This window comes from Rhizobium aethiopicum, assembly GCF_014197535.1.
Taxonomy (GTDB): domain Bacteria; phylum Pseudomonadota; class Alphaproteobacteria; order Rhizobiales; family Rhizobiaceae; genus Rhizobium; species Rhizobium aethiopicum_A.
The window spans coordinates 17,016-43,196 of sequence record NZ_JACIFV010000008.1 but is presented as its reverse complement, the minus strand read 5'-3'; the positions used below and the strand labels follow the sequence as shown (position 1 = coordinate 43,196).

26 protein-coding genes and 2 pseudogenes are annotated in these 26,181 nt (G+C 62.0%); 14 read left to right on the top strand and 14 right to left on the bottom strand.

Features of this window, described 5'->3' with window-relative positions:
* Nucleotides 1-245 precede the first annotated feature (245 nt).
* Nucleotides 246-1,718: an NAD(P)H-hydrate dehydratase gene (locus GGD53_RS13395; protein ID WP_184456682.1), complete on the top strand. Its 1,473-nt coding sequence runs from the start codon at nt 246-248 to the stop codon at nt 1,716-1,718.
* Between the two features lie 21 nt (nt 1,719-1,739).
* Here the strand turns inward: GGD53_RS13395 and GGD53_RS13390 are convergent, their stop codons facing one another.
* The 3 genes and pseudogenes from GGD53_RS13390 to uvrA form a co-directional block, all read right to left on the bottom strand.
* Nucleotides 1,740-2,546, bottom strand: coding sequence for a DUF72 domain-containing protein (locus tag GGD53_RS13390; RefSeq protein WP_184456680.1), 807 nt, complete (start codon nt 2,544-2,546; stop codon nt 1,740-1,742).
* Between the two features lie 23 nt (nt 2,547-2,569).
* Nucleotides 2,570-2,686, bottom strand: a pseudogene (locus GGD53_RS31685) (GNAT family N-acetyltransferase); the annotation flags it as partial.
* A gap of 30 nt (nt 2,687-2,716) precedes the next feature.
* Nucleotides 2,717-5,638 carry an excinuclease ABC subunit UvrA gene (gene uvrA / locus GGD53_RS13385; protein WP_184456678.1) on the bottom strand — a complete coding sequence of 974 codons (2,922 nt, stop codon included), beginning with the start codon at nt 5,636-5,638 and terminating at the stop codon, nt 2,717-2,719.
* A 284-nt stretch (nt 5,639-5,922) separates the two neighbouring features.
* Between uvrA and GGD53_RS13380 the strand changes: the two genes are divergently transcribed.
* On the top strand, nt 5,923-6,438 hold the full coding sequence (locus tag GGD53_RS13380) for a single-stranded DNA-binding protein (RefSeq protein WP_184456676.1): 516 nt from the start codon (nt 5,923-5,925) through the stop codon (nt 6,436-6,438).
* An 83-nt stretch (nt 6,439-6,521) separates the two neighbouring features.
* Here GGD53_RS13380 and GGD53_RS13375 read toward each other — a convergent pair whose 3' ends face one another.
* Nucleotides 6,522-7,169, bottom strand: coding sequence for a MarC family protein (locus GGD53_RS13375; RefSeq protein WP_184456674.1), 648 nt, complete (start codon nt 7,167-7,169; stop codon nt 6,522-6,524).
* A 227-nt stretch (nt 7,170-7,396) separates the two neighbouring features.
* Here GGD53_RS13375 and gyrA point away from each other — a divergent pair, with 227 nt between their 5' ends.
* Nucleotides 7,397-10,195 (top strand): DNA gyrase subunit A, encoded by a 2,799-nt coding sequence (gyrA, locus tag GGD53_RS13370; protein WP_184456672.1) that lies wholly within the window; start codon nt 7,397-7,399, stop codon nt 10,193-10,195.
* A gap of 174 nt (nt 10,196-10,369) precedes the next feature.
* Here the strand turns inward: gyrA and GGD53_RS32130 are convergent, their stop codons facing one another.
* From GGD53_RS32130 to GGD53_RS13360, 3 genes and pseudogenes are all read right to left on the bottom strand, one after another.
* A complete protein-coding gene (locus GGD53_RS32130; protein WP_010056528.1) occupies nt 10,370-10,504 on the bottom strand; it encodes a hypothetical protein in 135 nt (44 codons plus the stop codon).
* A gap of 36 nt (nt 10,505-10,540) precedes the next feature.
* The gene (locus tag GGD53_RS13365; protein ID WP_003539654.1) at nt 10,541-10,696 is read right to left on the bottom strand and encodes a hypothetical protein; all 156 of its coding nucleotides are present in this window, start codon (nt 10,694-10,696) and stop codon (nt 10,541-10,543) included.
* A gap of 142 nt (nt 10,697-10,838) precedes the next feature.
* Nucleotides 10,839-11,138, bottom strand: a pseudogene (locus GGD53_RS13360) (hypothetical protein).
* 90 nt (nt 11,139-11,228) lie between these two features.
* Between GGD53_RS13360 and coaD the strand changes: the two are divergent.
* From coaD to tgt, 5 genes are all read left to right on the top strand, one after another.
* Nucleotides 11,229-11,723: a pantetheine-phosphate adenylyltransferase gene (gene coaD / locus GGD53_RS13355; protein ID WP_184456670.1), complete on the top strand. Its 495-nt coding sequence runs from the start codon at nt 11,229-11,231 to the stop codon at nt 11,721-11,723.
* 43 nt (nt 11,724-11,766) lie between these two features.
* The gene (locus GGD53_RS13350; RefSeq protein ID WP_184456668.1) at nt 11,767-12,339 is read left to right on the top strand and encodes a peptidylprolyl isomerase; all 573 of its coding nucleotides are present in this window, start codon (nt 11,767-11,769) and stop codon (nt 12,337-12,339) included.
* A gap of 28 nt (nt 12,340-12,367) precedes the next feature.
* Nucleotides 12,368-12,877: a peptidylprolyl isomerase gene (locus tag GGD53_RS13345; RefSeq protein WP_184456666.1), complete on the top strand. Its 510-nt coding sequence runs from the start codon at nt 12,368-12,370 to the stop codon at nt 12,875-12,877.
* A gap of 72 nt (nt 12,878-12,949) precedes the next feature.
* The gene (gene queA / locus GGD53_RS13340) at nt 12,950-14,032 is read left to right on the top strand and encodes a tRNA preQ1(34) S-adenosylmethionine ribosyltransferase-isomerase QueA (RefSeq protein WP_184456664.1); all 1,083 of its coding nucleotides are present in this window, start codon (nt 12,950-12,952) and stop codon (nt 14,030-14,032) included.
* A complete protein-coding gene (gene tgt, locus GGD53_RS13335; RefSeq protein WP_184456662.1) occupies nt 14,033-15,163 on the top strand; it encodes a tRNA guanosine(34) transglycosylase Tgt in 1,131 nt (376 codons plus the stop codon). It abuts the gene before it with no gap.
* A 13-nt stretch (nt 15,164-15,176) separates the two neighbouring features.
* Here the strand turns inward: tgt and GGD53_RS13330 are convergent, their stop codons facing one another.
* The 6 genes from GGD53_RS13330 to GGD53_RS13305 all read right to left on the bottom strand — a co-directional run bounded on the left by GGD53_RS13330 (nt 15,177) and on the right by GGD53_RS13305 (nt 19,275).
* Nucleotides 15,177-16,244, bottom strand: a complete 1,068-nt coding sequence (locus GGD53_RS13330; protein ID WP_184456660.1) for an acyltransferase family protein — start codon at nt 16,242-16,244, stop codon at nt 15,177-15,179.
* Nucleotides 16,245-16,349: 105 nt separating this feature from the next.
* Nucleotides 16,350-16,778, bottom strand: a complete 429-nt coding sequence (locus tag GGD53_RS13325; RefSeq protein ID WP_184456658.1) for a DUF4864 domain-containing protein — start codon at nt 16,776-16,778, stop codon at nt 16,350-16,352.
* Nucleotides 16,779-16,859: 81 nt separating this feature from the next.
* Nucleotides 16,860-18,125: a beta-ketoacyl-ACP synthase II gene (gene fabF / locus GGD53_RS13320; protein WP_184456656.1), complete on the bottom strand. Its 1,266-nt coding sequence runs from the start codon at nt 18,123-18,125 to the stop codon at nt 16,860-16,862.
* A 13-nt stretch (nt 18,126-18,138) separates the two neighbouring features.
* Entirely contained in the window at nt 18,139-18,645 is a 507-nt protein-coding gene (locus GGD53_RS13315; RefSeq protein WP_184456964.1) for a winged helix-turn-helix transcriptional regulator, read from the bottom strand.
* 54 nt (nt 18,646-18,699) lie between these two features.
* Nucleotides 18,700-18,993, bottom strand: a complete 294-nt coding sequence (locus GGD53_RS13310; RefSeq protein ID WP_184456654.1) for a hypothetical protein — start codon at nt 18,991-18,993, stop codon at nt 18,700-18,702.
* A gap of 93 nt (nt 18,994-19,086) precedes the next feature.
* Complete coding sequence (locus tag GGD53_RS13305; protein WP_184456652.1) at nt 19,087-19,275, bottom strand: hypothetical protein; 189 nt, start codon at nt 19,273-19,275, stop codon at nt 19,087-19,089.
* Nucleotides 19,276-19,485: 210 nt separating this feature from the next.
* On the opposite strand from GGD53_RS13305, the gene GGD53_RS13300 reads away from it, so the two are divergent.
* From GGD53_RS13300 to GGD53_RS13275, 6 genes are all read left to right on the top strand, one after another.
* Entirely contained in the window at nt 19,486-19,881 is a 396-nt protein-coding gene (locus GGD53_RS13300) for a hypothetical protein (RefSeq protein ID WP_184456650.1), read from the top strand.
* Nucleotides 19,882-20,070: 189 nt separating this feature from the next.
* Nucleotides 20,071-20,901, top strand: coding sequence for a metallophosphoesterase family protein (locus GGD53_RS13295; protein WP_184456648.1), 831 nt, complete (start codon nt 20,071-20,073; stop codon nt 20,899-20,901).
* The gene (locus tag GGD53_RS13290; protein WP_184456646.1) at nt 20,898-22,079 is read left to right on the top strand and encodes an ABC transporter ATP-binding protein; all 1,182 of its coding nucleotides are present in this window, start codon (nt 20,898-20,900) and stop codon (nt 22,077-22,079) included. Before GGD53_RS13295 ends, GGD53_RS13290 begins: the two co-directional genes overlap by 4 nt.
* Nucleotides 22,072-22,995, top strand: coding sequence for a carbohydrate ABC transporter permease (locus GGD53_RS13285; RefSeq protein ID WP_184456644.1), 924 nt, complete (start codon nt 22,072-22,074; stop codon nt 22,993-22,995). The genes GGD53_RS13290 and GGD53_RS13285 overlap by 8 nt, the downstream gene beginning before the upstream one ends.
* A complete protein-coding gene (locus tag GGD53_RS13280) occupies nt 22,992-23,825 on the top strand; it encodes a carbohydrate ABC transporter permease (protein WP_184456642.1) in 834 nt (277 codons plus the stop codon). The genes GGD53_RS13285 and GGD53_RS13280 overlap by 4 nt, the downstream gene beginning before the upstream one ends.
* Before the next feature lie 26 nt (nt 23,826-23,851).
* The gene (locus tag GGD53_RS13275) at nt 23,852-25,117 is read left to right on the top strand and encodes an ABC transporter substrate-binding protein (RefSeq protein WP_184456641.1); all 1,266 of its coding nucleotides are present in this window, start codon (nt 23,852-23,854) and stop codon (nt 25,115-25,117) included.
* Nucleotides 25,118-25,185: 68 nt separating this feature from the next.
* Here the strand turns inward: GGD53_RS13275 and GGD53_RS13270 are convergent, their stop codons facing one another.
* A complete protein-coding gene (locus tag GGD53_RS13270) occupies nt 25,186-26,154 on the bottom strand; it encodes a substrate-binding domain-containing protein (protein WP_184456639.1) in 969 nt (322 codons plus the stop codon).
* Nucleotides 26,155-26,181 lie beyond the last annotated feature (27 nt).

Genomic DNA, 26,181 nt, shown 5'->3' with positions numbered 1-26,181 from the left:
AAAGACGTCGATTTTGTCGAAAGCGGTGCGTCCGCGGCGAATTTAATGCCGATTTGGTGACGAGAGGGGTGGAAAAACGTCAGCTATTGAAAAAAATTAGCCGAAAACCGGAAAAGTCAGGCTTTCACTCGATTGCAGAACCAAGTTGCGAGTCGATTAAAATGTAAGCAAATGCACAAATTTAGTTCGCTTTCGCATTTCTCCAGACGGTTGTTTTTTGTGCGTTTTTTGAATTGAATAGGCTGATGAGCAAACATCTTTCCGACCTTCTGGTGACGCCTGCCGAAATGAGCGCCATCGATGCTGCCGCGGCTGCCTGCGGAATCGATTCCTTTGGCCTGATGGAAAGGGCAGGGGCCGCCGTTACCGCTGCAGTGCTCCGGCATCATCCCGGGGCGCTTCGTTTCGTCGTCCTCTGCGGTCCCGGCAATAATGGGGGCGACGCCTATGTCGCGGCAAGGCATCTGCGGGAGAGCGGGGCGACCGTGGCGCTTTTTCATCTCGGCGATGCCGTCAAGCTGAAAGGCGATGCCGCCCGCGCTCGGGCCGGCTGCCAGTTGGAGGGGCACGAGTTCGGCCTCTATCGGCCGCAAGCCCGTGACGTCGTCATCGACGGTCTGTTCGGAGCAGGGCTCGGGCGCGCGGTGCCTGCCGATGTGGGCACGTTGATCGAACGCGTCACCGAGGCTGATTTGCCTGTGCTTGCCATCGACCTCCCCTCCGGCCTCGATGGCCGCACCGGCAAGGTGCTGGGTGCTGCCTTCCAGGCGCGCAACACCATCACTTTCATGACCCGCAAACCCGGCCATCTTCTGATGCCGGGCAGACAGCTTTGCGGCGAGCTGGAAGTCTTCGACATCGGCATTCCCGCCCGGATTATCCGGGCCGAGGCGGGCGGCGCCATCGCCGAGAACACACCTGATGCCTGGAAAGGCGTGCTCCCGGCCGAGGAGCTGGAAACCCACAAATACAAGCGCGGACATCTAGTCGTTTTTTCAGGCGAGGCCGACAGGACCGGAGCTGCTCGCATGTCGGCAGTCTCCGGCCTGAAGGCCGGCGCCGGCCTGGTGACGATCGCCGCACCCGGTGCAGCGATGGCCGCCAATGCCGCGCATCTCACAGCCGTCATGCTGCATGCAGTCGACGACGAGGCGGATCTTACAGAGTGGCTGTCCGACAAGCGGCTGCAGACCTTCGTCCTCGGTCCAGGTTTCGGCATCGGGGCAAGAGCGCGCGGCTTCGTCGCTGCGCTTGCTGATCGCCGGCTCGTGCTCGACGCCGACGGCATCTCTTCATTCAAGGAAGATCCGCTACAGCTTTTCGACCTTTTCCAGGGTGAGCCGCGTCTGGTACTGACGCCGCATGAGGGCGAATTTTCGCGGCTCTTTCCGGATATCGGCGACGACGAAACACTGGGGAAGGTGGACAAGGCGGTGGCCGCTGCCCGCCGCGCCAATGCCGCGATCGTCTATAAGGGCGCCGATACCGTCATCGCCTCGCCGGACGGGCGCGCGCTCATCAATACCAATGCGCCTGTCTGGCTTGCCACCGCAGGTTCCGGCGATGTGCTTGCCGGCATCATCGGCGGATTGCTCGCCCAGGGCCTGCCGACTTTCGAGGCTGCGGCGGCCGGCGTGTGGCTGCACGGAGAGGCTGGCCAGCGCGCCGGCAAGGGGTTGACGGCGGAAGATCTCGCGGCCGAGGTGTTGCCGCTTTAGCCCGGGCTAAGTTTCAACCGCCTATTTCGCCAGCAACTGCTGCAGGGCGATAGCCCCGTGGGGCGCATTGACCTTGCCCTCGTGGATCATGAAGGCGAAGACGTCGCGCGGCTCGGCCTTCACCTGGCGCTCCCCGTCGATCAGCGGCAGATCGTCGGGGACCTTGCCCTCGGCCCAGGTCTCGAGCCGCTTTGCCCAGGCCTTCAGATCCTTGTCGGGATAGCAGGTCGGGATATCATCCGATCCCTTCTGCAGTCGGGCATAGACGAAATCGGCCGTCACATCGGCGATCATCGGATATTCGAAATGTTCGGCACAAACCGGCGCCACGCCATATCTAGCAAGCAGAGCAACGAATTCTGGCACCTTGAAGGAATCATGCCGCACCTCGACCACGTGACGGAGCGCCAGCCCATCCTGTTTTGCCGGCAGCAGCTTCAGGAAGGCCTCGAAATCTTCCGGATCGAACTTCTTCGTCGGCGCGAACTGCCAGAGCAGCGGCCCGAGATGATCGCCGAGCTCGCTGATTCCGGATGTGAGGAACCGCTCCATCGATTCACCGGCTTCCGCGAGCACCCGTCGATTGGTGACGAACCGCGTAGCCTTCAGGGAAAAGATGAAACCCTCTGGCACGTCGGCCGCCCATTTGGCGAAGACCGCCGGTTTCTGTGTGCTGTAATAGGTGCCGTTGACCTCGATGACCTTCAGCTGACGGCTGGCATAATGCAGCTCGTCCTTCTGTTTCAGGTCGGCGGGAAAGAAATGCCCGCGCCAAGGCTCGAAGGTCCAGCCGCCGATGCCGGTGCGGATAGTGCCGGATTTCGTCATGTCGTCCTCCCAGTTCGCGGCAGTCAGGCCGCATGAATCTCTTTCGTCATAGCGATGAGCGTCCATCCTGGCCGATAAGGGTTCGGCCGGCGACCCGTTTTCCGGAACCCGAAGACACTATAAAGCGCGATATTCCGTTTGGAGATCGTCGGGCGACGCCAACCTCATCGTCATTCCGCCGCGACCGCCTTCTTCGCCGGCCGCCGCTCCAGCAACTCCTTCAGAAACTGGCCGGTATAGGAGCGCTTTTCCCTGACGATCGCTTCCGGTGTGCCGGTCGCGACGATCTCGCCGCCGCCATCGCCGCCTTCGGGGCCGAAATCGAGCACCCAATCCGCTGTCTTGATGACTTCGAGATTGTGCTCGATCACCACGACGGAATTGCCCTGGTTGACGAGCTCGTGCAGCATTTCCAGGAGCTTTGCGACGTCGTGGAAGTGCAGGCCTGTCGTCGGCTCGTCGAGAATATAGAGCGTGCGTCCGGTCGAACGTTTCGACAGCTCCTTGGCGAGTTTGACGCGCTGGGCTTCGCCGCCCGAGAGCGTATTGGCCTGCTGACCGACCTTGATGTAACCGAGGCCGACATCTTTGAGCGATTGCAGCTTGTCGCGCACGGCGGGGACTGCCGCAAAGAAATCAACGCCTTCCTCCACCGTCATGTCGAGCACATCGGCGATCGACTTCTGCTTGAAGGTCACGTCGAGCGTCTCGCGGTTATAGCGCTTGCCGTGGCAGACGTCGCAGGTGACGTAGACATCGGGCAGGAAGTGCATCTCGATCTTGATGACGCCGTCGCCCTGGCAGGCCTCGCAGCGTCCGCCCTTGACGTTGAAGGAGAAGCGGCCCGGCTGGTAGCCGCGCGCCTTGGCTTCCGGCAGGCCGGCGAACCAATCGCGGATCGGCGTGAAGGCGCCGGTATAGGTCGCCGGATTCGAGCGCGGCGTGCGGCCGATCGGCGACTGGTCGATATCGATCACCTTGTCGATATGCTCGAAACCGTCGATGCGGTCGTGGTCGGCCGGAATTTCGCGCGCGCCCATGACGCGGCGTGCTGCCGATTTATAGAGCGTCTCGATCAGGAAGGTGGACTTGCCGCCGCCGGAGACGCCGGTCACAGCGGTGAAGACGCCGAGCGGGATCGATGCTGTGACGTTCTTCAGATTGTTGCCGCGCGCACCGATCACCTTGATTTCGCGGCCCTTCTTCGGCTTGCGGCGCCCTTCGGGAACGGGAACGCCGAGTTCGCCGGAGAGATATTTGCCGGTCAGCGACCTCGCGTTGTCCATGATATCCTGCGGCGTGCCATGGGCGATAACCTCACCGCCATGGATGCCGGCGGCCGGACCGATATCCACCACGTCGTCGGCCGTCAGGATCGCATCCTCGTCATGTTCGACGACGATGACGGTGTTGCCGATATCGCGCAGGTGCTTCAGCGTGTCGAGCAGCCGGGCATTATCGCGCTGATGCAGGCCGATCGACGGCTCGTCGAGCACGTAGAGCACGCCCGTCAGCCCCGAACCGATCTGCGAAGCGAGCCGGATGCGCTGGCTCTCGCCGCCCGACAATGTGCCGGAGTTGCGTGAAAGGCTCAGATATTCCAGGCCGACATCGTTCAAAAAGCGCAGGCGGTCGCGGATTTCCTTGAGAATGCGGACGGCGATTTCGTTCTGCTTGGCGTTGAACGTCGCCGGCAGCGCCTCGAACCAGTCGCGCGCGATGCGGATCGACATTTGGGTCACTTCGCCGATATGCAGCCTGTCGATCTTCACCGCCAAGGCCTCCGGCTTCAGACGGAAGCCGTTGCAGGAAGGGCAGGGAGCGGCCGACATGAAGCGCTCGATATCCTCGCGTGCCCAGGCGGAGTCCGTCTCCTTCCAGCGGCGCTCGAGATTGGTGATGATGCCTTCGAAATTCTTGTGCGTCGTATAGGAGCGGGCGCCGTCGGCGTAGTGGAACTCGATCTTGTCGTCGGTGCCGTTCAGGATCACGTCCTTGGCCTCGTCGGACAGGTCGTTCCAGCGGGTGCCGAGCTTGAAGCCGTAATGTTTGCCGAGCGCTTCCAGCGTCTGGTTGTAATAGGGCGAGGTCGACTTGGCCCAGGGCGCGATCGCCCCGTCGCGCAAGGTCCGCTCCGGTTCGGGCACGATCAAGTCCGGGTCGATCTTCTGCTGGGCGCCGAGACCGTCGCAGGTCGGGCAGGCGCCGAAGGGATTGTTGAAGGAGAAAAGCCGCGGTTCGATTTCCGGGATGGTGAAGCCCGAGACCGGGCAGGCGAATTTCTCCGAAAACAGCACGCGCTCATGCGTCTCGTTCAGCGACTTGTTGGCCGAACCGCCGGCCGAAGTCTCTTCCGGCGGTAGCGGCTTGTCGGCGAATTCGGCGATCGCCAGGCCATCGGCGAGCTTCAGGCAGGTTTCCAGGCTGTCGGCCAGGCGTGCCGAGACGTCGGAGCGCACGACGATACGGTCGACCACCACGTCGATGTCATGTTTGTATTTCTTGTCGAGAACAGGCGCCTCGGCGATCTCGTAGAACTGGCCATCCACCTTGACGCGCTGGAAGCCCTTCTTCATCAGCTCCGCCAGTTCCTTCTTGTATTCGCCCTTGCGGCCGCGCACGAGCGGCGCAAGAATATAAAGACGAGTACCCTCGCCGAAAGCCAGAATGCGGTCGACCATCTGGCTAACGGTCTGGCTCTCGATCGGCAGGCCGGTCGCCGGCGAATAGGGTACGCCGACGCGGGCAAAGAGCAGGCGCATGTAGTCGTAGATCTCGGTGACGGTGCCGACCGTCGAACGCGGGTTGCGCGAGGTGGTCTTCTGCTCGATTGAAATGGCAGGCGACAGCCCATCGATCTGGTCGACATCGGGCTTCTGCATCATTTCGAGGAACTGCCGTGCATAGGCCGACAGGCTTTCGACATAGCGCCGTTGGCCCTCGGCATAGATCGTGTCGAAGGCGAGCGAGGACTTGCCGGATCCTGAAAGCCCGGTCATGACGATCAGCTTGTTGCGCGGCAGATCGAGATCGATGCTCTTCAGATTGTGCTCGCGCGCGCCGCGGATGGAGATCGTCTTCAGTTCGCTCATCGTCTCTGCTTTGGTTTTCTGGATAACAGCCCTTATTTAGTGATGCCAACGGGCGAGTCGAGGCTGAATATCAGGGAAGGCTCAAGGTTTTCGATTCTGTTGACAGGATCATACGGATAAACTAGAACAAATAAAGAACAAAATTCCTGATGAATGCATGCGGCTTTCTGATGGATAAACATGTGGATTAAATGCCGCCCATGCGCATCGGCGGTCCGTGATGGTTTAAGGTGCGCCGATCGATTGAAACGCCGCCGGGCAGGGCGGCAGGCAGGGTGAGAAGCATGGCTGGTAGCGTGAACAAGGTAATTCTGGTTGGAAACGTGGGTGCAGACCCCGAAATCCGCCGCACTCAGGATGGCCGGCCGATCGCCAATCTCCGTATCGCGACCTCGGAGACCTGGCGTGACCGCAATTCCGGCGAACGCCGTGAAAAGACCGAGTGGCACACTGTGGTCGTCTTCAACGAAGGCCTCTGCAAGGTCGTCGAGCAATATGTGAAGAAGGGCGCCAAGCTCTATATCGAAGGCCAGCTGCAGACCCGCAAATGGCAGGACCAGCAGGGCCAGGACCGCTACTCGACGGAAGTGGTGCTGCAGGGCTTCAACTCGACGCTGACCATGCTCGACGGCCGCGGCGATGGCGGCGGCGCAAGCTCCGGCTTCGGCGGCGGCCGCGGCGGCAGCAGCAACAATGATTACGGCGACGACTACGGCGCCCCGGCTCCCTCCTCGTCGCCCAGCCGCGGCGGTGGCGGCGGCAACTTTTCGCGCGATCTCGACGACGACATCCCGTTCTGATCGATCATTTTTCTGGCCAGGAGAAGAGTTGAGAGCATGATGCCTTTGATGGCGTCATGCTCTTTTTCTTTGGTCTTGTGGCGTCAGCGCGGCGTCGCGCTGATGAGATTGAGCGCCGCTTTCGCGCCGTCGACGACGAACTGCACCGCAAGGGCTGCAAGGATGACGCCGAGGAGGCGGGTCAGGATCGCCCGGCCGGTGACGCCGAGGAAACGGTCGAGCGTTTCGGCGATCAGCAGCATGAGGAAGGTCAGGAGCAGAATGGCGGCGATGACGCCGATCAGCTGGGCCTTTTCGACCGAGGTCGCCAGCGTGCCGGAAAGCAGGATGGTGGCCGAGATGGCGCCGGGACCGGCGATCAGCGGCAGGGCGAGGGGAAAGACGGCGATATTCTCGATATGATCCTTGGTGATCGCCACCTCGGTCGTCTTCTCCTTGCGATCCTGCCGCTTCTCGAAAACCATCTCGAAGGCGATCCAGAAGAGCAAGAGCCCGCCGGCTAGGCGGAAGGCGCCGATCGAGATCCCGAGCACGCCGAGCACGCCTGCGCCGAACAGGGCGAAGACGGCGAGGATGATGAATGCGATGGTCGAGCCGCGCAGCGCCACCTGCCGGCGCTCGGCGCGGCTCATGCCGACCGTCAGCCCCAGGAAGAGCGGTGCGAGCCCCGGCGGGTCGATGGTGACGATGAGCGTGGTGAAGGCGTTGATCAACTGGTCGGCGCTTGCCATCGTCTCTCCGGAACATCATATGAATGCGTGGTTTTCATGATTGTGAAGCGCCGGTTCCGATTTGGCAAATATCCCGCGGCGGCATTTGCCCGGTTCGGCCGGAAAACTTGCGCGCTTTACCGTCTTTACGCCGCAAAAGCCTGTTCAAAACGCGCTCAGAAATTGGCGTGGGAACAGGCTTTCCGCTATAAATCTTCGAGTGATTCTAGAAGAGATCGTGATCTGTTTTGACTGAGCAAACACCCCCCGGCGGCGGGAAGCTCCCGCCAGGCATCGAGCCCATCTCCATCATGGAGGAAATGCAGCGGTCGTATCTCGATTACGCGATGAGCGTCATCGTCAGCCGCGCGCTGCCCGACGTGCGCGATGGCCTGAAGCCCGTGCACCGGCGCATCCTCTATGGCATGTCCGAGCTCGGCATCGACTGGAACAAGAAATACGTCAAATGCGCTCGCGTTACCGGCGACGTGATGGGTAAATACCATCCGCACGGCAATGCAGCGATTTATGACGCGCTCGCCCGCATGGCGCAGCCCTGGTCGCTGCGCCTGCCGCTGATCGACGGTCAGGGCAATTTCGGCTCGGTTGACGGCGATCCGCCGGCGGCCGAACGATACACCGAGTGCCGCCTGGAAAAGGCTGCTCATTCACTGCTCGACGATCTTGACAAGGAAACCGTCGACTTCCGCGACAACTATGACGGCACGCTCTCCGAGCCGGTCGTGGTACCCGCCAAGTTCCCGAACCTGCTCGTCAACGGCGCCGGCGGCATCGCCGTCGGCATGGCCACCAATATTCCGCCGCACAACCTCTCCGAAGTCATCGACGGCTGCATTGCGCTGATCAACGACCCGGCGATCGAGCTGCCGGAGCTGATGCAGATCATTCCCGGCCCTGACTTTCCCACAGGCGCCAAGATCCTCGGTCGTGCCGGCATCCGCTCTGCCTACGAGACCGGCCGCGGCTCCGTCATCATGCGCGGTGTCGCCACCATCGAGCCGATGCGCGGCGACCGCGAGCAGATCATCATCACCGAGATTCCCTACCAGGTGAACAAGGCGACGATGATCGAGAAGATGGCCGAGCTAGTGCGCGAAAAGCGCATCGAAGGCATCTCGGACCTGCGCGACGAATCCGACCGCCAGGGCTATCGCGTCGTCATCGAATTGAAGCGTGACGCCAATGCCGAGGTCATCCTTAATCAGCTTTACCGCTACACGCCGCTGCAGACCTCCTTCGGCTGCAATATGGTGGCGCTGAACGGCGGCAAGCCGGAGCAGCTGACCCTGCTCGACATGCTGCGCGCCTTCGTCTCCTTCCGCGAGGAAGTCGTTAGCCGAAGAACGAAGTTCCTGCTGCGCAAGGCGCGTGAGCGCGCCCACGTCTTGGTTGGTCTCGCGATCGCCGTCGCTAATATCGACGAAGTCATCCGCGTCATCCGTCAGGCGCCGGATCCGCAGTCGGCCCGCGAAGAGCTGATGACGCGCCGCTGGCCGGCCGAAGATGTCGAAAGCCTGATCCGTCTGATCGACGATCCGCGCCACCGCATCAACGACGACCTGACCTACAACCTCTCGGAAGAGCAGGCGCGCGCTATTCTCGAGCTGCGCCTCGCCCGCCTGACCGCGCTCGGCCGTGACGAAATCGGTGATGAACTCAATAAGATAGGCGAGGAAATCCGGGATTATCTCGATATTCTTTCCTCGCGGGTCCGCATCCAGACCATCGTCAAGGACGAACTAACAGCCGTTCGCGACGAATTCGGCACGCCGCGCCGCACCGAGATCGTCGATGGCGGCCTCGAAATGGACGACGAGGATCTCATCGCCCGCGAAGACATGGTCGTCACCGTATCGCACCTCGGCTATATCAAGCGCGTGCCGCTGACCACCTACCGCGCCCAGCGCCGCGGCGGCAAGGGCCGCTCCGGCATGACGACTCGCGACGAGGATTTCGTTAGCCGGCTATTCGTGGTCAATACCCATACGCCGGTCCTGTTCTTCTCCTCCCGCGGCATCGTCTATAAGGAGAAGGTCTGGCGTCTGCCGATCGGCACGCCGACCTCGCGCGGCAAGGCGCTGATCAACATGCTGCCGCTCGCATCCGGCGAGCGCATCACCACCATCCTGCCCTTGCCCGAGGACGAGGCTAGCTGGGATAACCTCGACGTCATGTTCTCGACGACGCGCGGCACGGTTCGCCGCAACAAGCTGTCGGACTTCGTCCAGGTCAACCGCAACGGCAAGATCGCCATGAAGCTGGAAGAGGAGGGCGATGAAATCCTCTCCGTCGAGACTTGCACCGATCGGGACGACGTTCTTCTGACCACGGCGCTCGGCCAGTGCATCCGCTTCTCGGTCGATGATGTCCGCGTCTTTGCCGGTCGCAACTCGATCGGGGTGCGCGGCATTAATCTCGGCGAGGGCGACCGCATCATCTCGATGACGATCGTCGGCCATGTCGATGCCGAGCCATGGGAGCGGGCCGCCTACCTCAAGCGCTCTGCCGCCGAACGCCGGGCGATAGGCGTGGATGAAGAGGACATCGCTCTCGTTGGCGAAGAGGTCACGGAAGAGGGGCAGCTTTCCGACGAGCGCTACGAAGAACTGAAAGCGCGCGAGCAATTCGTGCTCACCGTCTCCGAGAAGGGCTTCGGCAAGCGTTCGTCCTCCTACGATTTCCGTATCTCCGGCCGCGGCGGCAAGGGCATTCGTGCCACCGACACGTCGAAGACGGGCGAGATCGGCGAACTGGTTGCGGCCTTCCCGGTTGATGATGGCGATCAGATCATGCTTGTCTCCGATGGCGGCCAGCTCATCCGTGTGCCGGTCGGCGGCATCCGCATCGCCAGCCGCGCCACCAAGGGCGTCACCATCTTCTCGACGGCCAAGGACGAGAAGGTCGTCTCGGTCGAGCGCATCAGCGAGCCGGAAGAGGATGAGACGGAAGAGGCTGTCGAAGGCGCCGCTGGCGCCGATGAGACACCTGTCGCCGATGGCGATCCGGGCGGTGCTGCCGAAGAATGATCGAATGAACGGGGCGGCTTCGAGCCGCCCTTTTCTGTTAGAGCCCTGCTTCCAGGCTGAAGCACTCAGTTGGCTCACTCACTGCCCAAGAAAAAAGCCGGACGCTGGGTGCATCCGGCTTTGAAAGGCCCAGGCGGCGAACGGTGCCGCTCATGGGAGGGGAAGAGAGGAATGTCAGAACGCGCTATGCTTTTCGTTCAGCGCCTTCACCTCTTCGCCTTCGCGCCGCAGCGCTGATATCGTCGAGGCCACAGACACGATGAACATGACGCTGATGAGGGCGGTGAGCACTGTCAAGATCGTGAACATAGGCATTCCTTTCCTGGGGAGTGGCGTACTCGCTCCTCAGTACTGGCCCAGTACGGCTGTGCGAGCCGAAGCATAGGGGCCATAAACCTTGGAGGTATCGACCTTCTGATCATAGAGAGCGACAGTTGCGGTGAGCATGCCCGTGACCATGACCATCCAGAGCACGTTAATCATCGTAATCTTGCCGGGCATTATTAGTCCTTCCTGCCGCGCTTTGACGCATTTCTGTGTCGGTTGAGTGAACGCACCCGTTTAAGAATGGTTCCGTCGGATGTTGAGGGGTGTTTAGCAACGGCGATCTGAAGCCTCCTTGAATGTCTCGTTCATCTGGCGTTCAGATTCGCAGTCCGGTTTTTTCTTGCAGCCGGCCCTCATTTCCGCGCAGCCGGCCTTGGACACGCACGATCGCCGCATGTTCGGCAAGCTCTGGCCGCACCCAGTTCACCTCGTAGCGATCGGCGAAATAGCCATAGGCCACCTCGGCGACGAGGGAGGAAGTGACAGCAAACGCAACGAGCACGATCAGCATGGGTCTCAGTCATTCGGGAGCGCCGGCTGCCGGAATGGCATCGGCTGGGTTGATGATCCGAGTTAAGCAGATGCCGTCTGAAACGGCCTTGAATGGCACGTTCATCCGTTGTTCAGCCGGGCGGCGCGGCCGGGTAAATCACTTGCGACAAGTCCGCATCCGTGACAAAAGGCGTCAAACGAATGGCCGGGCCAGATGACGACAGCTTTTTATCCTGGGTCCTTCGACCCGATCACCAACGGACATGTGGATGTTCTGGTCCAGGCGCTGAACGTCGCCGAAAAAGTCATCGTCGCGATCGGCATCCATCCCGGCAAGGCGCCGCTCTTTTCGTTCGAAGAAAGAGCCGAGCTGATCCGTCTGTCGCTGGCCGAAGCCTTGCCCGGCAAGACCGGCGACATCACGGTCGTCGCCTTCGACAATCTGGTCGTCGATGCCGCCCGCGCCCATGGCGCCACGCTTCTGATCCGCGGTCTTCGCGATGGCACGGATCTCGACTACGAAATGCAGATGGCCGGTATGAACCGAACGATGGCGCCCGATATCCAGACCATCTTTTTGCCGGCCGGCACGGCGTCGCGGCCCATTACCGCCACATTGGTCCGCCAGATCGCCGCCATGGGCGGCGATGTCAGCGCTTTCGTCCCGGCCGCCGTCCTGCAAGCCCTCACATCCAAGCGCCCAAACTAGCAAGCGCAAAAGCCTAGGCGGATAACGCCGCAATGGAGCTCACATGAAACTCTTTTATCTCGCATTTGCCGGTGTGCTGTATCTCGCCTCCTTCGCGGGGGATGCGTTGGCCCAGTCGGCCGATCATTATCTCACCATTCAGCTGAAGAACGGCCCGGTGGTGATCCAGCTGATGCCGGATGTGGCGCCGAAGCATGTCGCCCAGATCGAGGCACTCGCCAAGAAGGGCGAATATGACAACGTCGCCTTCCACCGCGTCATCGACGGCTTCATGGCCCAGACCGGCGACGTCAAATACGGCAACATGGAGAAGGGCTTCGATGCCAGCCTCGCCGGCACCGGCTCCTCCGACATGCCCGACATCCCGGCTGAATTCTCCAAGACGCCGTTCGTGCGCGGCACGGTCGGCATGGCCCGCTCGCAGGATCCGAATTCCGCCAATTCGCAGTTCTTCATCATGTTCGCCGATGGTTCCTTCCTGAACGGCCAGTATACCGTCGTCGGCAAAGTCGTGTCCGGCATGGAGAATGTCGACAAGATCAAGCGCGGCGAAGGCCAGAACGGCGAAGTCAAAAGTCCCGACCGGATGATCAAGGTCACCCTGGGCAAGAAGTAAGTTACGAGAGAAACAAGAGGAGAAGATAATGGCCGAGATCAAGGATCCCGAGAACACCGTCATTCTGGAAACCACCAAGGGCAAGGTTGTCATTCAGCTTCTGCCGCAGGTCGCGCCGGAGCATGTCGCCCGCATCAAGGAACTCGCCCGCGAGAAGGCCTATGACGGCGTCGTCTTCCACCGCGTCATCCAGGATTTCATGGCTCAGACCGGCGATGTCGAATATGGCAAGAAGGGTTCGGAAACCTTCAATCCCGGCCGCGCCGGCATGGGCGGCTCCGCCAAGCCGGATCTGAAGGCGGAATTTTCCGCCACCTCGCATGTGCGCGGCACCTGCTCGATGGCGCGTTCGCAGAACCCGAACTCGGCCAATTCGCAGTTCTTCATCTGCTTCACCGACGCTCCGTGGCTGAACAAGCAGTATTCCGTCTGGGGCCAGGTGATCGAAGGCATGGACAATGTCGACAAAATCAAGCGCGGCGAGCCGGTCTCCGATCCGGACTCGATCGTCTCCATGCGGGTTGCCGCCGACGTCTGATTGTGATTTCTGCTGAAACCCGCCCTTGCGCGAGAGCGTGGGGCGGGTTTCGCTTTGCCTGGAAGTGCACTTATGCGCGTAGACCTTTTCGATTTCGATCTCCCCGAGGAGCGCATCGCCCTGCGGCCCGCCGAGCCGCGTGACAGCGCGCGGCTGCTCGTCGTTGACGCAAATGCGGCAAGCGCCCTCTCGGATCATCGCGTTGCCGATCTGCCGTCGTTCCTGCGTGCCGGCGATGCGCTTGTCTTCAACGACACGAAGGTCATTCCCGCCCAGCTCGAGGGCATCCGCCATCGCGACGGCGCCGGCGGCCAATTGATTTCCGCGACGCTGCACATGCGCGTCGGTCCGAGCCGCTGGAAAGCCTTCGCCAAACCGGGCAAGCGCATCAAGGAGGGCGATCGTATCGCCTTCGGCCACAGCGGCGAAAGCTGCATGATCGGCTCACTCGATGCGACGGTGGAGGAAAAGGGCGAAGCGGGCGAAGTGACACTCGCCTTCGATCTTTCCGGTCCGGTGCTCGACGAGGCGATCGCCGCCGTCGGCCATATTCCGCTGCCGCCCTATATCGCCGCCAAGCGCCCCGATGACGATCGCGACCGCACCGACTACCAGACCATCTATGCCCGCGAGGAGGGCGCCGTCGCAGCCCCCACCGCCGGCCTGCATTTCACGCCTGCTCTGTTCGAGGCGCTCGATAGGGCCGGCATCGAACGTCATTTCGTTACACTGCATGTCGGCGCCGGCACCTTTCTGCCTGTGAAGACCGATGATACAGATGACCACAAGATGCATCTCGAAAGCGGCTATGTCAGCGCGGAGGTCGCAGCCCGGCTGAACGCGGTAAAACAAAGGGGCGGGCGCATCGTCTGTGTCGGCACCACCTCGTTGCGGCTGATCGAGAGCGCCGCCGGGGAAAGTGGAGAAATCAAGCCATGGGCCGGGACCACGGGCATCTTCATCACGCCCGGTTACAGCTTCAAGGCGGTCGATATGCTGATGACCAATTTCCACCTGCCACGCTCGACGCTGTTCATGCTCGTCTCGGCCTTCGCCGGCTTCGAAACCATGCATGCGGCCTATGAACACGCCATTTCCACGGGCTACCGCTTCTACTCCTACGGCGACGCGAGCCTTCTTTTCCGGAAAGACTAGATGACAGAGAATTTCCAATTCACGCTCGAGAAGACCGATGCCGGCGCCCGTCTCGGTGAGATTTCCATGCCGCGCGGCACGATCCGCACGCCGGCCTTCATGCCGGTCGGCACGGTCGGAACCGTCAAGGCCATGTATCTCGATCAGGTGCGGGAGACGGGCGCCGACATCATCCTCGGCAATACCTATCACCTGATGCTGCGCCCGACGGCCGAGCGCGTCGCCCGTCTCGGCGGCCTGCACAAGTTGATCCGCTGGGAACACCCGATCCTGACCGACTCCGGCGGTTTTCAGGTCATGTCGCTGTCCGGTCTGCGCAAGCTCGACGAGCAGGGCGTCACTTTCAAGTCGCATGTCGATGGCAGCCTGCATCACATGTCGCCGGAGCGCTCGATCGAAATCCAGGGCCTGCTCGGCTCCGACATCCAGATGCAGCTCGACGAATGCGTGGCGCTGCCGGCTGAGCCGAAGGAGATCGAGCGCGCCATGGAAATGTCGCTCCGCTGGGCCGAACGCTGCAAGGTGGCCTTCGGCGAGCAGCCTGGCAAGGCCATGTTCGGCATCGTTCAGGGTGGCGATATCCCGGCGCTGCGCATCCGTTCGGCCGAGGAACTGACGAAGCTCGACCTCAAGGGCTACGCCGTCGGCGGTCTTGCGGTCGGCGAGCCGCAGGATGTGATGCTGAATATGCTGAAAGAGACGCTTCCCGTCCTGCCCGTGGAAAAGCCGCGTTACCTCATGGGCGTCGGCACGCCTGACGATATCCTCAAATCCGTCGCCCGCGGCATCGATATGTTCGATTGCGTCATGCCGACCCGCTCCGGGCGCCATGGCCTGGCCTTCACCCGCCGCGGCAAGGTCAATATCCGCAATGCCCGCCATGCCGAGGATATGCGCCCGCTCGACGAACAGTCGAACTGCCCGGCCTCACGCGATTATTCGCGCGCTTATCTCCACCATCTCGTCCGCGCCAACGAAGCCCTCGGCGGCATGCTGCTCTCCTGGCACAATCTCGCTTATTACCAGGAACTGATGCAGGGCATCCGCAAGGCGATCGCCGAAGGCCGATTCGCCGACTTCATGGCGAAGACGATGGAGGAATGGGCGAGGGGCGATCTCCAGCCGGTCTAAGCGCTACCTGAGCCTACGTGGCCGACTGGGTGGCCGCAGGCGGTGGATTCGGCGAAACCATCATTCTGAGTTTCTTGCGCACCGGTTCGTCAAAGCGAGTGGTGATAACGCCAGCCAGAATGAAAATCGCTATGACGACGATCATGCCGGCTGCTGGAGAGGCGGGAAGGTTGAAGCCCTGTTGCCGCAATCCATGCAGCAGGCTGAATATCGGTCCGTGCAGGATATAGATCGGATAGGAAAGCCGCCCCAACCATCCGAATATCAGTTCCACTCGGCCGGTCTGCGTCGTGCGCATTGCAATCCAAACGATAGCCGGGAAAATCACGAGGCATATTGAAAGATCGAAATACGGGAAGCCGAAGAATATGATGGCCGGTATGTTTGTGATCAGGATCAAACAACCGCAGATAAGAAGGCCCGTAATGTTGCCGTCCTTGACCGTGTTCGGTTTTCGGATGTCATATAACCTGTAGAGGCATATCCCGAGTGAAAACGAGAACAGCACTCGCGAAAAGCCAAATGCGAAGTAGCCTGCTTGGTGTCCAATATCGAAATTGCCTCCGACCCATGCCCCATATGTGGTGATACAGGCAGCCCCAAGCGCGATAACAAGCAAGGTTCTGAAAGACAGCCGTATCAGAAGAACGGCGAACAGCAGTCCGGCCCAGAGTTCGAAGAAGAGCGACCAACTGGGTCCGTTCAAAGGAAATGCCCCGTTCGGATTTCCGTTTGGAATGAGCAGGATCGCCCTGACAATGAGGCCTGCCGGCGACTCCAGGTCGTTTTGAAGCGCATAGCTGACAAAGCCGACAGGAAGCGAAAGAAGATAGAGCGGATAAAGCCGAATGATACGGTGCAGGAGAAATCCGGCGGGGGAAATCTCTCCCGCCGTCAGGCGCTTTTCATATGAATTTGCCAGAACGACGCCGCTCAAGAGAAAGAAGAGGTCTACACCGAGGTAGCTGATATTTGCCGGCATCGGGCCAAGCGTACCACCCGTATGCAGGAACATGACCATGATGGCCGCAATTCCTCGCAACGCTTCAAGAGCTGTAAAAAATTGCCTGCCACTGTTCACGGTTACAACCCTCCGTCGGCATTTTGATACCCCAGGAGGATTTCGAAATTGTTAGCGCAACGTGACCGTGCGCCTACCTGCTTGCGAGCGGGCGCAAAACTGGCGTCAAATGCCCTTGCTGTCTGCATCCGGCATGATCTGCACGCCATTGATCCGGTAGCTGCCGTCGGGCTGGCGGGTGACCTGGTAGATCGCGGTCCAGTCCTTGCCGTCGCGGCCTGAAATCAGCACCTCGTGATAGATCAGCGCGCCGTTGTCGATCGAGCGGCTGCGGCCGAAGGCGTAATTGCCGGGATGATAGACCGGTTCGTAGCTCTTCTTCACCATGGCGAAGAACAGGTTCTTGTCGGGATACATCGCCTTGATGCCGGGAGCGGCGAGGGAATAGGCGGTTTCGGCATCGTCCTTAAGGAAGGCTTTGATCTGTTCCTCGATCATCGTTCGCGTGGTGTCGATCGGATCTTCGGCATGGGCCGAGAGAGGAGAGAGGGCGGACGCGGCACACAGAATGAGAACTGCGAGAAAGGCGCGCATGGATTGATCTCCGGCTCCGTCGGGAAGCGAGCCCCGATAGAGCGGAAGTGTAGGCGAATTTCAGCACAAGGAAAGCGGACTTTACGACCAGCGGCGGAAGAGGGCGCTGGCGTTCACCCCGCCAAAGCCGAAGCCGTTGGTGATGGCATAGTCCATCGCCAGCGCCCGCGCCGTCTTGCCGACGATGTCGATGCCGTCGGCGGCTGGATCTGCTTCGTGCAGGTTGCGGGTCGGCGGCGCGATCTGGTCGCGCAACGCAAGAATGGTGAAGATTGCTTCCAACCCGCCCGCCGCCCCGAGCAGATGGCCTGTCGCCGACTTCGTCGCGCTGACGGCAATGGCGCCGTTGCGGCCGAAGACCGTGCCGATTGCAGCGATCTCGCCTTTGTCTCCGACCGGTGTCGACGTCGCGTGCGCGTTGAGGTGCCTGACCTCCGAGGCCGGAATCTTCGCCTGCCTGAGTGCGGCCTCCATCGCCCGGCGCGCGCCATCGCCATCTTCGGGGCCGGCGGTCATGTGGTAGGCATCCGCCGCCGTGCCGTAGCCGACGAGTTCGGCAAGCGGTCTGGCCCCGCGGGCAAGCGCGTGGTCGAGCGTTTCGATCACCAGGATGCCGGCGCCTTCGCCCATGACGAAACCGTCGCGCGCCGTGTCGAAGGGCCGCGAGGCCAGTTCCGGCGTCTCGTTGAAGCCGGTGGAAAGCGCACGCGCGGCGGCAAAGCCGCCGAGGCTCACCTTGTCGATGCAGGCCTCGGCGCCGCCGCAGATCGCCACATCGGCTTCGCCGGAGCGGATCAGCCGCGCCGCATCGCCGATTGCCTGGACGCTGGCGGCACAGGCCGTCACCGGCGCGCCGAGCGGCCCCTTGAACCCATAGCGGATGCTGACCTGGCCGGCGGCGAGGTTGACGAGGAAGGAGGGCACGGTGAAGGGCGACAGCCGCCGCACGCCCCGCGTCTCGCCGATTCGTACTGCTTCGGCGATCGCAGGAAAGCCACCGACACCCGAAGCGATGATCGTTGCGGTCCGTTCATGCGAACCTTCATCGGTCGGCATCCAGCCGGCCTGCTTCACCGCTTCCTCCGTCGCCGCCATGGCGAACTGGATGAAGCGATCCATCTTCTTCTGGTCCTTTGGCGTGATGTGCCGGTCGGGGTCGAAACCGACTTCGGTATCCTCGACGATGCCGGGAACGATACCGCCAACCTTGGCCGAGAGCTCGCCGACGACATCGTCCGGCAGCACCCTCAGACCGGAGCCGCCGCCGACGAGACGTTTCCAGGCAGGCTCGACGCCGGTGCCGAGTGGTGAGACAAGTCCCATGCCGGTGACAACGATGCGATCCATGGTATTTTCCTCTCTATGCGTCGATGCCGAGATACCAGGCGCGCATGCGGGCGATCCGCGCACGCACCTCGTCGTCGGCGGCTGGGCCAGCGAGCAGGCTGGTGTTTTCGGGCGTTACTTCTTCGCCGGTCCGTGCGTCCACAAGCACCGTCTCGCGCGCTTTGCCGGAGGCGGCGTCGCTGAGCAGAAAGGCGAGATCCTCTTCCGGAATGTGCCGGCTCCCCCAGGAAAACAGCGCCATCAGCACCGGAAAGAAATCGCGGCCTTTTTCTGTCAGCAGATATTCGTAGCGGGCAGGGCGCTGCTGGTAGAGCCGTCGTTCGAACAGGCCCTGGTCCGTGAGATGTTTTAACCGCCGCGTCAGGATGTTCGGGGCAACGCCGAGGCTTTTCTGAAACTCGTCGAAGCGCGACAGCCCCTGGAAGGCGTCGCGCAGAATCAGGATGCTCCACCAGTCGCCGACGCTGTCGAGCGCGCGCGCCGCCGGGCATTTGAACTGGCTGAAACTTGTCCGCTGCATGGCAGATGTCAGTACAGGAGTGACTATCATCATGCAAGTAACATGTGCGCAGCTCTAGATCCCGTCACCTCCGAAGAAGCGGGCGAGCAGGATGCCGGTGACCAGCATGCCGGCCGCGGCGAAAATCGTATCGCCCGGAGTGCCGATATAGAGCGGCCCGATATTGGCAAAGAGCAGGAAGGCGATGAGGAAATTCGCCCAGCCCCATATGACATTCACCACCGGCGAACTGGGATTGGCGAATGGGGTGCGGAAGCGCCGGCCGCTGGCGCCGTTGACGAAATGCGGGATGCCGTTAGCCAGAAATGCCGCGGCAATGAAATGAACGATGTAGGCAATCCAGGGCAAAGGCTTCTCCTGATCTGCAACAGTGGCGTTAAAGGAGAATGTGGCCGGGATTATCCGGCCGGCAAGAGGACGTTGTGGCCTTCCGCAGGCTGCTTAGACGAAGCCGAGCGGCAGTTTTTCCAGTTTTCTGTCGGCGCCGTAATCGCGCTCATGCGGCGAACGACGGCGGTCGTCGCGGCGCGACGAAAGGTCGATGCGGTTTTCGGCGAAGATCCCGTCAGGGTAGGTGCCGGTATCATGGCAGTCGACGTCGATCTTGGGAGCAAGGATTTTCAGGATCATCGAGGTTCCTCCACGGCGCAGTATCAACATGCGGAAAGGCCGCATGGTTCCAATCATAAACCCCGAATTATTAATAAATTAACCATAAATGCCGGCCGAGTTATCAGTCGATCTAACCCTCGGCGCGCCACGCATCCGCGTTGAAGTGGCGTTGGCGTGGAACTCCTGATGCTGATCGCCGTTGGTTTGGCATGAACACAGGAGGTTCCCATGCAGTTGATCGATACGCGCGTGACACAGTCCGGCAACTTCTTCACGGTGGAATTCCTGGGCGAGGGAGGAGAGTCGATTTCCGTCAAAATCGACAATTCCCATGGCGAGCTCGACAGTTCGACGGCGCTCGACCACGCCAAGGTAATGATGGTTCAGCTGACGGCCTTTCCCGGCCGCAACGCGGACGGCAGCATCAACCGGTATGATGCCTTGAGCAACGGCAACTTCGACGAAGGCAGCAAGGGCCTCATCGGCCAGCCGAGCGCGCGTTCCACCCACGATAGCGAAACGCTCGAAGAGGAGCTGAACGAAGGTCTCGAAGACACTTTTCCCGCAAGCGACCCCGTTTCGGCGACTGTATCGTCCATTCCCGCCAACGCGCCGCGGCATTGATCTCCATCCAATCCTGCAGGTTAGCCGGCCCTCCTCGGGGCCGGCTTGCGCCTGTGTGACGGATTGATGTCAAAACTGGAAAACAGCTGAAAACCGCGGATGTCTGATTGACATGGGAGCCTTCTAGAGAGGGCGCGAGAAGGGAGCGTCCAGGAGACGCTTCCGAGGTTCTCGGAGACGCGCGCGCCCATGAAAATCATTCAGATCACCGACACCCATTTCAGCCCCGGCAAACCGCATTTCAACGGCAACTGGGCGCCGCTTTTGACCTGGATCGAAGAGACCGGCGCCGATCTGATCGTCCATACCGGTGATCTCACCGTCGACGGCGCCGACAAGGACGAGGATATCACCTTCTCGATGGATCTCATGCGCCAGGTATCGATCCCGATGCTGATCGTTCCCGGCAATCACGATGTCGGCCACCTCAAGGGTTCGGATCAGCCTGTCAATGCCGAGCGGCTGGCCCGCTGGCGCAGCCTTGCCGGCCCCGATCGCTGGCTGGAGGATGCAGCGGGCTGGCGCTTCATCGGCTTGAACGCGCTGCTTCTCGGTCATGAGGACGACGAGGAGCAGGCGCAGTTCGAATGGCTCGAGCGGGCGCTTGCCGACAGGGCCGGGCGGCGCGTGGCGCTGTTCGCGCATAAGCCGCTGTTCGTGGATGCACCCGACGAAGGTGATACCGGCTATTGGAGCGTCCGGCCGGCTCAGCGCCAGCGGCTCTACGATCTGATCGCAGCCCATGACGTGGCTCTTTTCGCGAGCGGCCATCTTCATTGGGCCTGGCAGGGCGGCCTTGGCAATACGCAGGTGACATGGGGCCCGTCGGCCGCTTTCATCATCGATAAGATGGAGCGGGAAATGCCGGGCGAGCGCCTGATCGGTGCCGTCGTCCACGAGTTCGGCGCGGACGTGGCAAGCGCAATCGTCGCCGTGCCCGGCATGACCGCGCATGTGCTCGACGACGTCGTCCACGAGGTCTATCCCCAGGCGGTCAAGGAGCGGGAACCGGCGGAATGAGCGCGCTCTCGCTTCGCGGCATCGCCAAGTCCTTCGCCGGCAACCAGATCCTGAATGACGTCAGCCTCGATGTTGGCGCCGGCGAATTCATCGCGCTGGTGGGTCCCTCCGGCTGCGGCAAGAGCACGCTCCTGCGCGTGCTTGCCGGCCTCGACCACGCTGACCGGGGCGAGGTCCTGATCGGCGGGAAAGATATGTCCGGGGTCGCGGCCGCCGACCGCAACATCGCCATGGTTTTTCAATCCTACGCTCTCTATCCGCATCTGACGGCCTCTGAGAACATCGCCGTGCCCTTGGCGATGCGCCGGCTGTCGACGATGCAGCGGCTGCCCTTCATCGGCTCGTTGATGCCCGGCCAGCGCGCCACCCGCGCGGCGATCGCCCGCGACGTCCGGGAAATGGCGACATCACTCAAGATCGAACACTTGCTCGACCGCAAGCCCGGCCAGATGTCCGGCGGCCAGCGCCAGCGTGTGGCGCTCGCCCGGGCCATGGTGCGCCGGCCGAGTATTTTCCTGATGGACGAGCCGCTGTCCAATCTCGACGCCAACCTGCGCGTCCACGCCCGCGGCGAGATCGTCGATCTGCATCGGCGCGCCGGCGTGCCGACGCTCTACGTCACCCATGACCAGGCGGAAGCGCTGTCGATGGCGGATCGCGTCGCCGTGATGATGGGCGGCCGGTTGCTGCAGATCGCAAGCCCCGAGGTCATCTATGACGATCCCGCCCATGTCGAGGTCGCCCGTTTCATCGGCCAGCCGCGCATCAATCAACTGCCGGCGGAAGCCGAGGACGGTGTGGTTGCCTTTGGCGACCTGCGCCTGACGCTGGAAAACCCGCCCGCCGGCAAGATGCCGGTCACGCTCGCCATTCGCCCCGAGTTCGTCTCTCTCGACCGGAACCGCCAGGAAGGGCTTGCCGCCCGGGTCGAGCGCGTCGAGTTCCTGGGATCAGAGGTCATCCTCTATTGCCGCCTCGATGCGATCGGCGAGACCGTGATCGCCAAGGTTCAGCCGCCAGAAGCTGCGGGTCTCGCCGCCGGCGATGCGGTCGGGCTACGGCTCGCCATGGGGCGGACGATGGCCTTCGCCGAGGATGGCAGCCGGCTGGCTGCTCGCGCCGAGGCCGGCAATGGGCTCGCCGCAGGCGACATCGCGCGGGAGAGGGCGCATGGCTAGCGTCGTCTCCATGGCCATGCCAGCCAATTCCGCCGTTGCGCATCGGCGCAGCGAGGCCCACATCGCCTGGATGCTGGTGCTGCCGGCGATCGTCCTGCTGTTCCTCTTCGTGCTTTTGCCGGTCGCGGCTGTCATCTTCCTGGGCTTTACCGATTTCGAACTCGGCTACGGCAAGTTCCGGTTCGTCGGCTTTGAGAATTACGCGCACCTGATCACCGACCGTACTTTCCGCAAGTCGCTGGGGAATACGACGCTCTATACGGCGATCGTCGCGCCCGTCTCGATCATGCTCGGTCTCGGTATCGCCATGCTGATCGAGAGCGAGACCGCGGCCCGCAGCTTCTTCCGTACCGCCTATTTCCTGCCGGTCGCCTCACTGATCGTCGCTATGGCGACCGTCTGGCAATATATGTTTCATCCGACCATCGGCCCGATCAATGCGCTGCTGTCTCTTGCAGGGCTGCCAAGCCCGAACTGGCTCGGCAGCTCCGGCACGGTGCTATACAGCCTGTCGATCATTGGCGTCTGGCAGTCGGCCGGGTTCAACATGGTGCTGTTCCTGGCCGGGCTGACCGCGATCCCGCGCGAGCTTTACGCGGCGGCCGAAGTGGACGGCGCCAGATCCGCCCTCGATCGCTTCCTGCTCGTCACCTGGCCGATGCTCGGGCCGACCACGCTCTTCGTCATCACCATCAGCATCAGCAACGCGGTGAAGGTCTTCGAGACGGTCAAGACGCTGACGGAAGGCGGGCCGAACAAGGCGTCGGAGGTGCTGCTCTTTACCATCTACCAGGAAGGATTCGTCTACCTGCGTGTCGGCTACGCTTCGGCGATGACCGTTGTCTTTCTCCTGATCCTCGTGGTGCTGATGTTCCTGCAGTACCGCATCCTCGATCGGCGGGTGCATTACACATGACGAGCACTTTTTCCCTCAGCCGGATTATCCGCCTGACGCTGCTTTCCCTCGGCGCGATCATCTTCCTGTCGCCCTACGTCTTCATGATTTCGGCGGCGGGCAAGGCGCAGAGCGATATTTTCACCTCGTCGCTGTCGCTGATCCCGGCGCACCTCACCTATGCGGAGAATTTTGCCAAGGCCCTGAGCCGGGTGCCGATGGCGCGGCTCCTGTGGAACGGCGTCGTCGTCTGCGGGCTGATCTTTTTCTTCCAGGTGCTGGTGGCGATCCCTTGCGCCTATGCGATGGCGAAGCTGCGCTTCGGCGCCGCCCGCGCCATGATGGTGCTGGTCATGCTCGGCCTGCTGGTGCCGATCCATGCGACCGCCTTGCCGCTCTATGTCGCCTTCGACCGCGCCTCGCTGCTCAACGGCTACGCCGCCCTCGTTGCGCCCTTCACCATTTCGGTCTTCGCAATCTTCATGTTCCTGCAGTTCTTTCGCGCCATGCCGGATGATCTCATCCATGCCGCGCGTCTCGACGGTATGTCGGAGCTCGGCATCGTCGCACGCGTCATCGTGCCGAATGCCTGGCCGGCCGTCACCGCTTTCGCCATCTTCTCGGTCGTCGCGCATTGGAACGATCTCTACTGGCCGCTGGTCGTCATCAGCAAGCAGGACTACGCCACACCGCCACTCGGGCTGATGTATTTCCGCGCCGCCGAAGCCGGCGACGATTACGGCGCGCTGATGGCCGCCACCCTCATGATTACCCTTCCCCTCGTCGCCGCCTTCCTGCTTGCGCAGAAGCGTTTCGTCGAGGGCATCACCATGACCGGTCTCAAAGGCTGACCGGCTTCAACCCAGGAGAACGAGCGATGAAACATATCACCCAGCTTCTCGCCGCAGCGGCCGTATCCTTGGCAATCGCGCTTCCCGCGCATGCCGAGACGACGCTGACGGTTCATTACCCGATGCCGGGCTTCTTCAAGGACGTGATGGACACGATCTCGAAGAAGTTCATGGCTGAGAACCCCGACATCAAGATCCAGTTCGCCAGTCCGTCTGCGACCTATGAGGAAGGCATCCAGACGATCCTTCGCCAGGCCGGCACCAGCGAAATGCCCGACATCACCTTCATCGGTTTGAACCGCCTGCGCATGCTCGACGAGCGCGACGTCGCCGTTGATCTCGGCCCACTCGTCCAGAAGGACGGCAACATGGCCGAGCAGGGCTTCTCCGACACGATCCTCAAGCTCGCCCAGGTCAAGGGCAAGCAGGTCGGCCTCGCTTTCGCGACCTCCAATTCGATCATGTATTACAACGCCGATCTCGTGAAGGCGGCCGGCGGTAATCCCGACAATCCGCCGAAGACCTGGGACGAGGTCATCGCGCTCGGCGGCAAGATCAAGGCGCTCGGCAACGGCGTCGACGGTATCGACTTCCGCTGGCAGGGCGACGACTGGATGTTTTCCGCGCTGCTCTTCGGCGCCGGCGGCAAGATGCTGAGCGACGATGAAAGCAAGGTCGCCTTCAACGGTCCGGAAGGCCAGAAGGCCGTCGAAGTCCTGCATCGACTGGTCACCGAAGGCGGCATGCCCGTTTTCACCAAGCCTGCCGGTGAGCAAGCTTTCGCGGCCGGCAAGGTCGGTTTCGAATTCCAGACGACGGGCGCGCTGCGCAACACGATCAAGAATGTCGGCAACAAGTTCGATCTGCGCACCGCCAAGATGCCGCTGATCGATCCGGTGAATGGCCGCCTGCCGACGGGCGGTAACGCCGTCGTCATCCTGACCCATGACGCCGCCAAGCAGGATGCTGCCTGGAAGTTCGCCAAATTCGCCGCCGGCCCCTACGGCGCCTCGGTCGTCGTGCCGGGCACCGGCTATGTCCCCAACAACGAGCTTGCCGCCAAGTCGCCCGAATATCTCGTCGATTTCTACAAGCAGAACCCGCTGTTTCAGGCTGGCCTCAGCCAGATGCCGGTGATGATCCCCTGGTATGCCTTCCCGGGCTCCAACGGCGTCAAGGTCACGCAGACGATCGTCGATAACCTCTCGCGCATCGTCGACCAGTCGGCCGATCCGAAGGAGGCGCTTGACGATGCGGCCGCCGAAGTCGAAGGCATGCTGCCGCGCAGCTGATCGCCTTCCTCGTCAGACAAAGGGGGCCACCGTGTCGAGTGCGCGGTGGCCTTTTCATTGGTAGGCTCTCAGATGGCGCGCACGGTGCCGCCGCGGCGCAGCGTATAGGCGACATCGAGATGGCGGGCAGGGGCGGCATTCTCCGCCATGTCGAGAAGCAGCGAGGCGGCCGTCGCCCCCATGCTGGCATCCGGCATTTCAATGGTCGTCAGCGGCGGATCGATCAACCGGCCGATGGCGATGCCGTCGAAACCGGCGACCGAAACATCGCCCGGCACCGAAAGGCCCTCGCGCTTCAGCGCGCCGACGACGCCAAGGGCAAGCAGATCATTGGAGGCGATGATCGCCGTCGGCGAAAGCGAATTCATCGCCGTGCTGAGATCGAGCTGGTCATAGCCGCCCACGAAGGAGATCTGGATCGCATCAAGCGGTGTCAGCCCGTTCCCGACCATGGCGTCGAGATAGCCCTGGTAGCGAAGGCGGGCGCGGTCGGAGGCGGCGAAATTGCCGGAGAGAAAGAGAATATGACGATGGCCCATGCCGATCAGGAAGGTGGTGATCTCTCGGCCGGCACCGCGGTTGTCGGCGGTGACGGCCGCCGGAAACCGCGCCGTCGGCAGGTTGTTGAGAAGCACGGTCGGTGGCAGCCCGGCAAGCAGCGCTTCGCTCGTCGACGGATTGCAGACGGTGAGGATCAGCCCGGTCGGCCGGTCGTTCAGGAGGGCCGCGACGGCATCGGCCTCGCGTCCCGGATCGTAATTCGACTGGGCGATCAGAACCCCGTGGCCAGCCACCAGCATGCGATTCTGGATGCTCGACAGCGAGGAAGCAAAGACCGGATTGGTGATGCTCGGAATTAAGACGCCGATCACAGGCCTGCGTCCGAGCCGCCCGGCGGCATGATAGCCGAGTTCTGCGGCGGCGCGGCGCACCCTGCGCACCATCAGATCGCTGGCTGGCCCGTTGCGGTTGAGAACTCTGCTTGCGGTCGCCAGCGAACACCCTGCCCGGAATGCGACCTGCTGCAATGTCGCCATCGAAAGCGCCTCGCATCAATCCAATTC

Coding starts and splice junctions, on each gene's coding strand:
- GGD53_RS13395 (WP_184456682.1), top strand. CDS start 246: ATGAGCAAACATCTTTCCGACCTTCTGGTGACGCCTGCCGAAATGAGC.
- GGD53_RS13390 (WP_184456680.1), bottom strand. CDS start 2,546: ATGACGAAATCCGGCACTATCCGCACCGGCATCGGCGGCTGGACCTTC.
- uvrA (WP_184456678.1), bottom strand. CDS start 5,638: ATGAGCGAACTGAAGACGATCTCCATCCGCGGCGCGCGCGAGCACAAT.
- GGD53_RS13380 (WP_184456676.1), top strand. CDS start 5,923: ATGGCTGGTAGCGTGAACAAGGTAATTCTGGTTGGAAACGTGGGTGCA.
- GGD53_RS13375 (WP_184456674.1), bottom strand. CDS start 7,169: ATGGCAAGCGCCGACCAGTTGATCAACGCCTTCACCACGCTCATCGTC.
- GGD53_RS32130 (WP_010056528.1), bottom strand. CDS start 10,504: ATGTTCACGATCTTGACAGTGCTCACCGCCCTCATCAGCGTCATGTTC.
- GGD53_RS13365 (WP_003539654.1), bottom strand. CDS start 10,696: ATGCCCGGCAAGATTACGATGATTAACGTGCTCTGGATGGTCATGGTC.
- coaD (WP_184456670.1), top strand. CDS start 11,229: ATGACGACAGCTTTTTATCCTGGGTCCTTCGACCCGATCACCAACGGA.
- GGD53_RS13350 (WP_184456668.1), top strand. CDS start 11,767: ATGAAACTCTTTTATCTCGCATTTGCCGGTGTGCTGTATCTCGCCTCC.
- GGD53_RS13345 (WP_184456666.1), top strand. CDS start 12,368: ATGGCCGAGATCAAGGATCCCGAGAACACCGTCATTCTGGAAACCACC.
- queA (WP_184456664.1), top strand. CDS start 12,950: ATGCGCGTAGACCTTTTCGATTTCGATCTCCCCGAGGAGCGCATCGCC.
- tgt (WP_184456662.1), top strand. CDS start 14,033: ATGACAGAGAATTTCCAATTCACGCTCGAGAAGACCGATGCCGGCGCC.
- GGD53_RS13325 (WP_184456658.1), bottom strand. CDS start 16,778: ATGCGCGCCTTTCTCGCAGTTCTCATTCTGTGTGCCGCGTCCGCCCTC.
- fabF (WP_184456656.1), bottom strand. CDS start 18,125: ATGGATCGCATCGTTGTCACCGGCATGGGACTTGTCTCACCACTCGGC.
- GGD53_RS13315 (WP_184456964.1), bottom strand. CDS start 18,645: ATGCAGCGGACAAGTTTCAGCCAGTTCAAATGCCCGGCGGCGCGCGCG.
- GGD53_RS13305 (WP_184456652.1), bottom strand. CDS start 19,275: ATGATCCTGAAAATCCTTGCTCCCAAGATCGACGTCGACTGCCATGAT.
- GGD53_RS13300 (WP_184456650.1), top strand. CDS start 19,486: ATGCAGTTGATCGATACGCGCGTGACACAGTCCGGCAACTTCTTCACG.
- GGD53_RS13295 (WP_184456648.1), top strand. CDS start 20,071: ATGAAAATCATTCAGATCACCGACACCCATTTCAGCCCCGGCAAACCG.
- GGD53_RS13290 (WP_184456646.1), top strand. CDS start 20,898: ATGAGCGCGCTCTCGCTTCGCGGCATCGCCAAGTCCTTCGCCGGCAAC.
- GGD53_RS13285 (WP_184456644.1), top strand. CDS start 22,072: ATGGCTAGCGTCGTCTCCATGGCCATGCCAGCCAATTCCGCCGTTGCG.
- GGD53_RS13280 (WP_184456642.1), top strand. CDS start 22,992: ATGACGAGCACTTTTTCCCTCAGCCGGATTATCCGCCTGACGCTGCTT.
- GGD53_RS13275 (WP_184456641.1), top strand. CDS start 23,852: ATGAAACATATCACCCAGCTTCTCGCCGCAGCGGCCGTATCCTTGGCA.
- GGD53_RS13270 (WP_184456639.1), bottom strand. CDS start 26,154: ATGGCGACATTGCAGCAGGTCGCATTCCGGGCAGGGTGTTCGCTGGCG.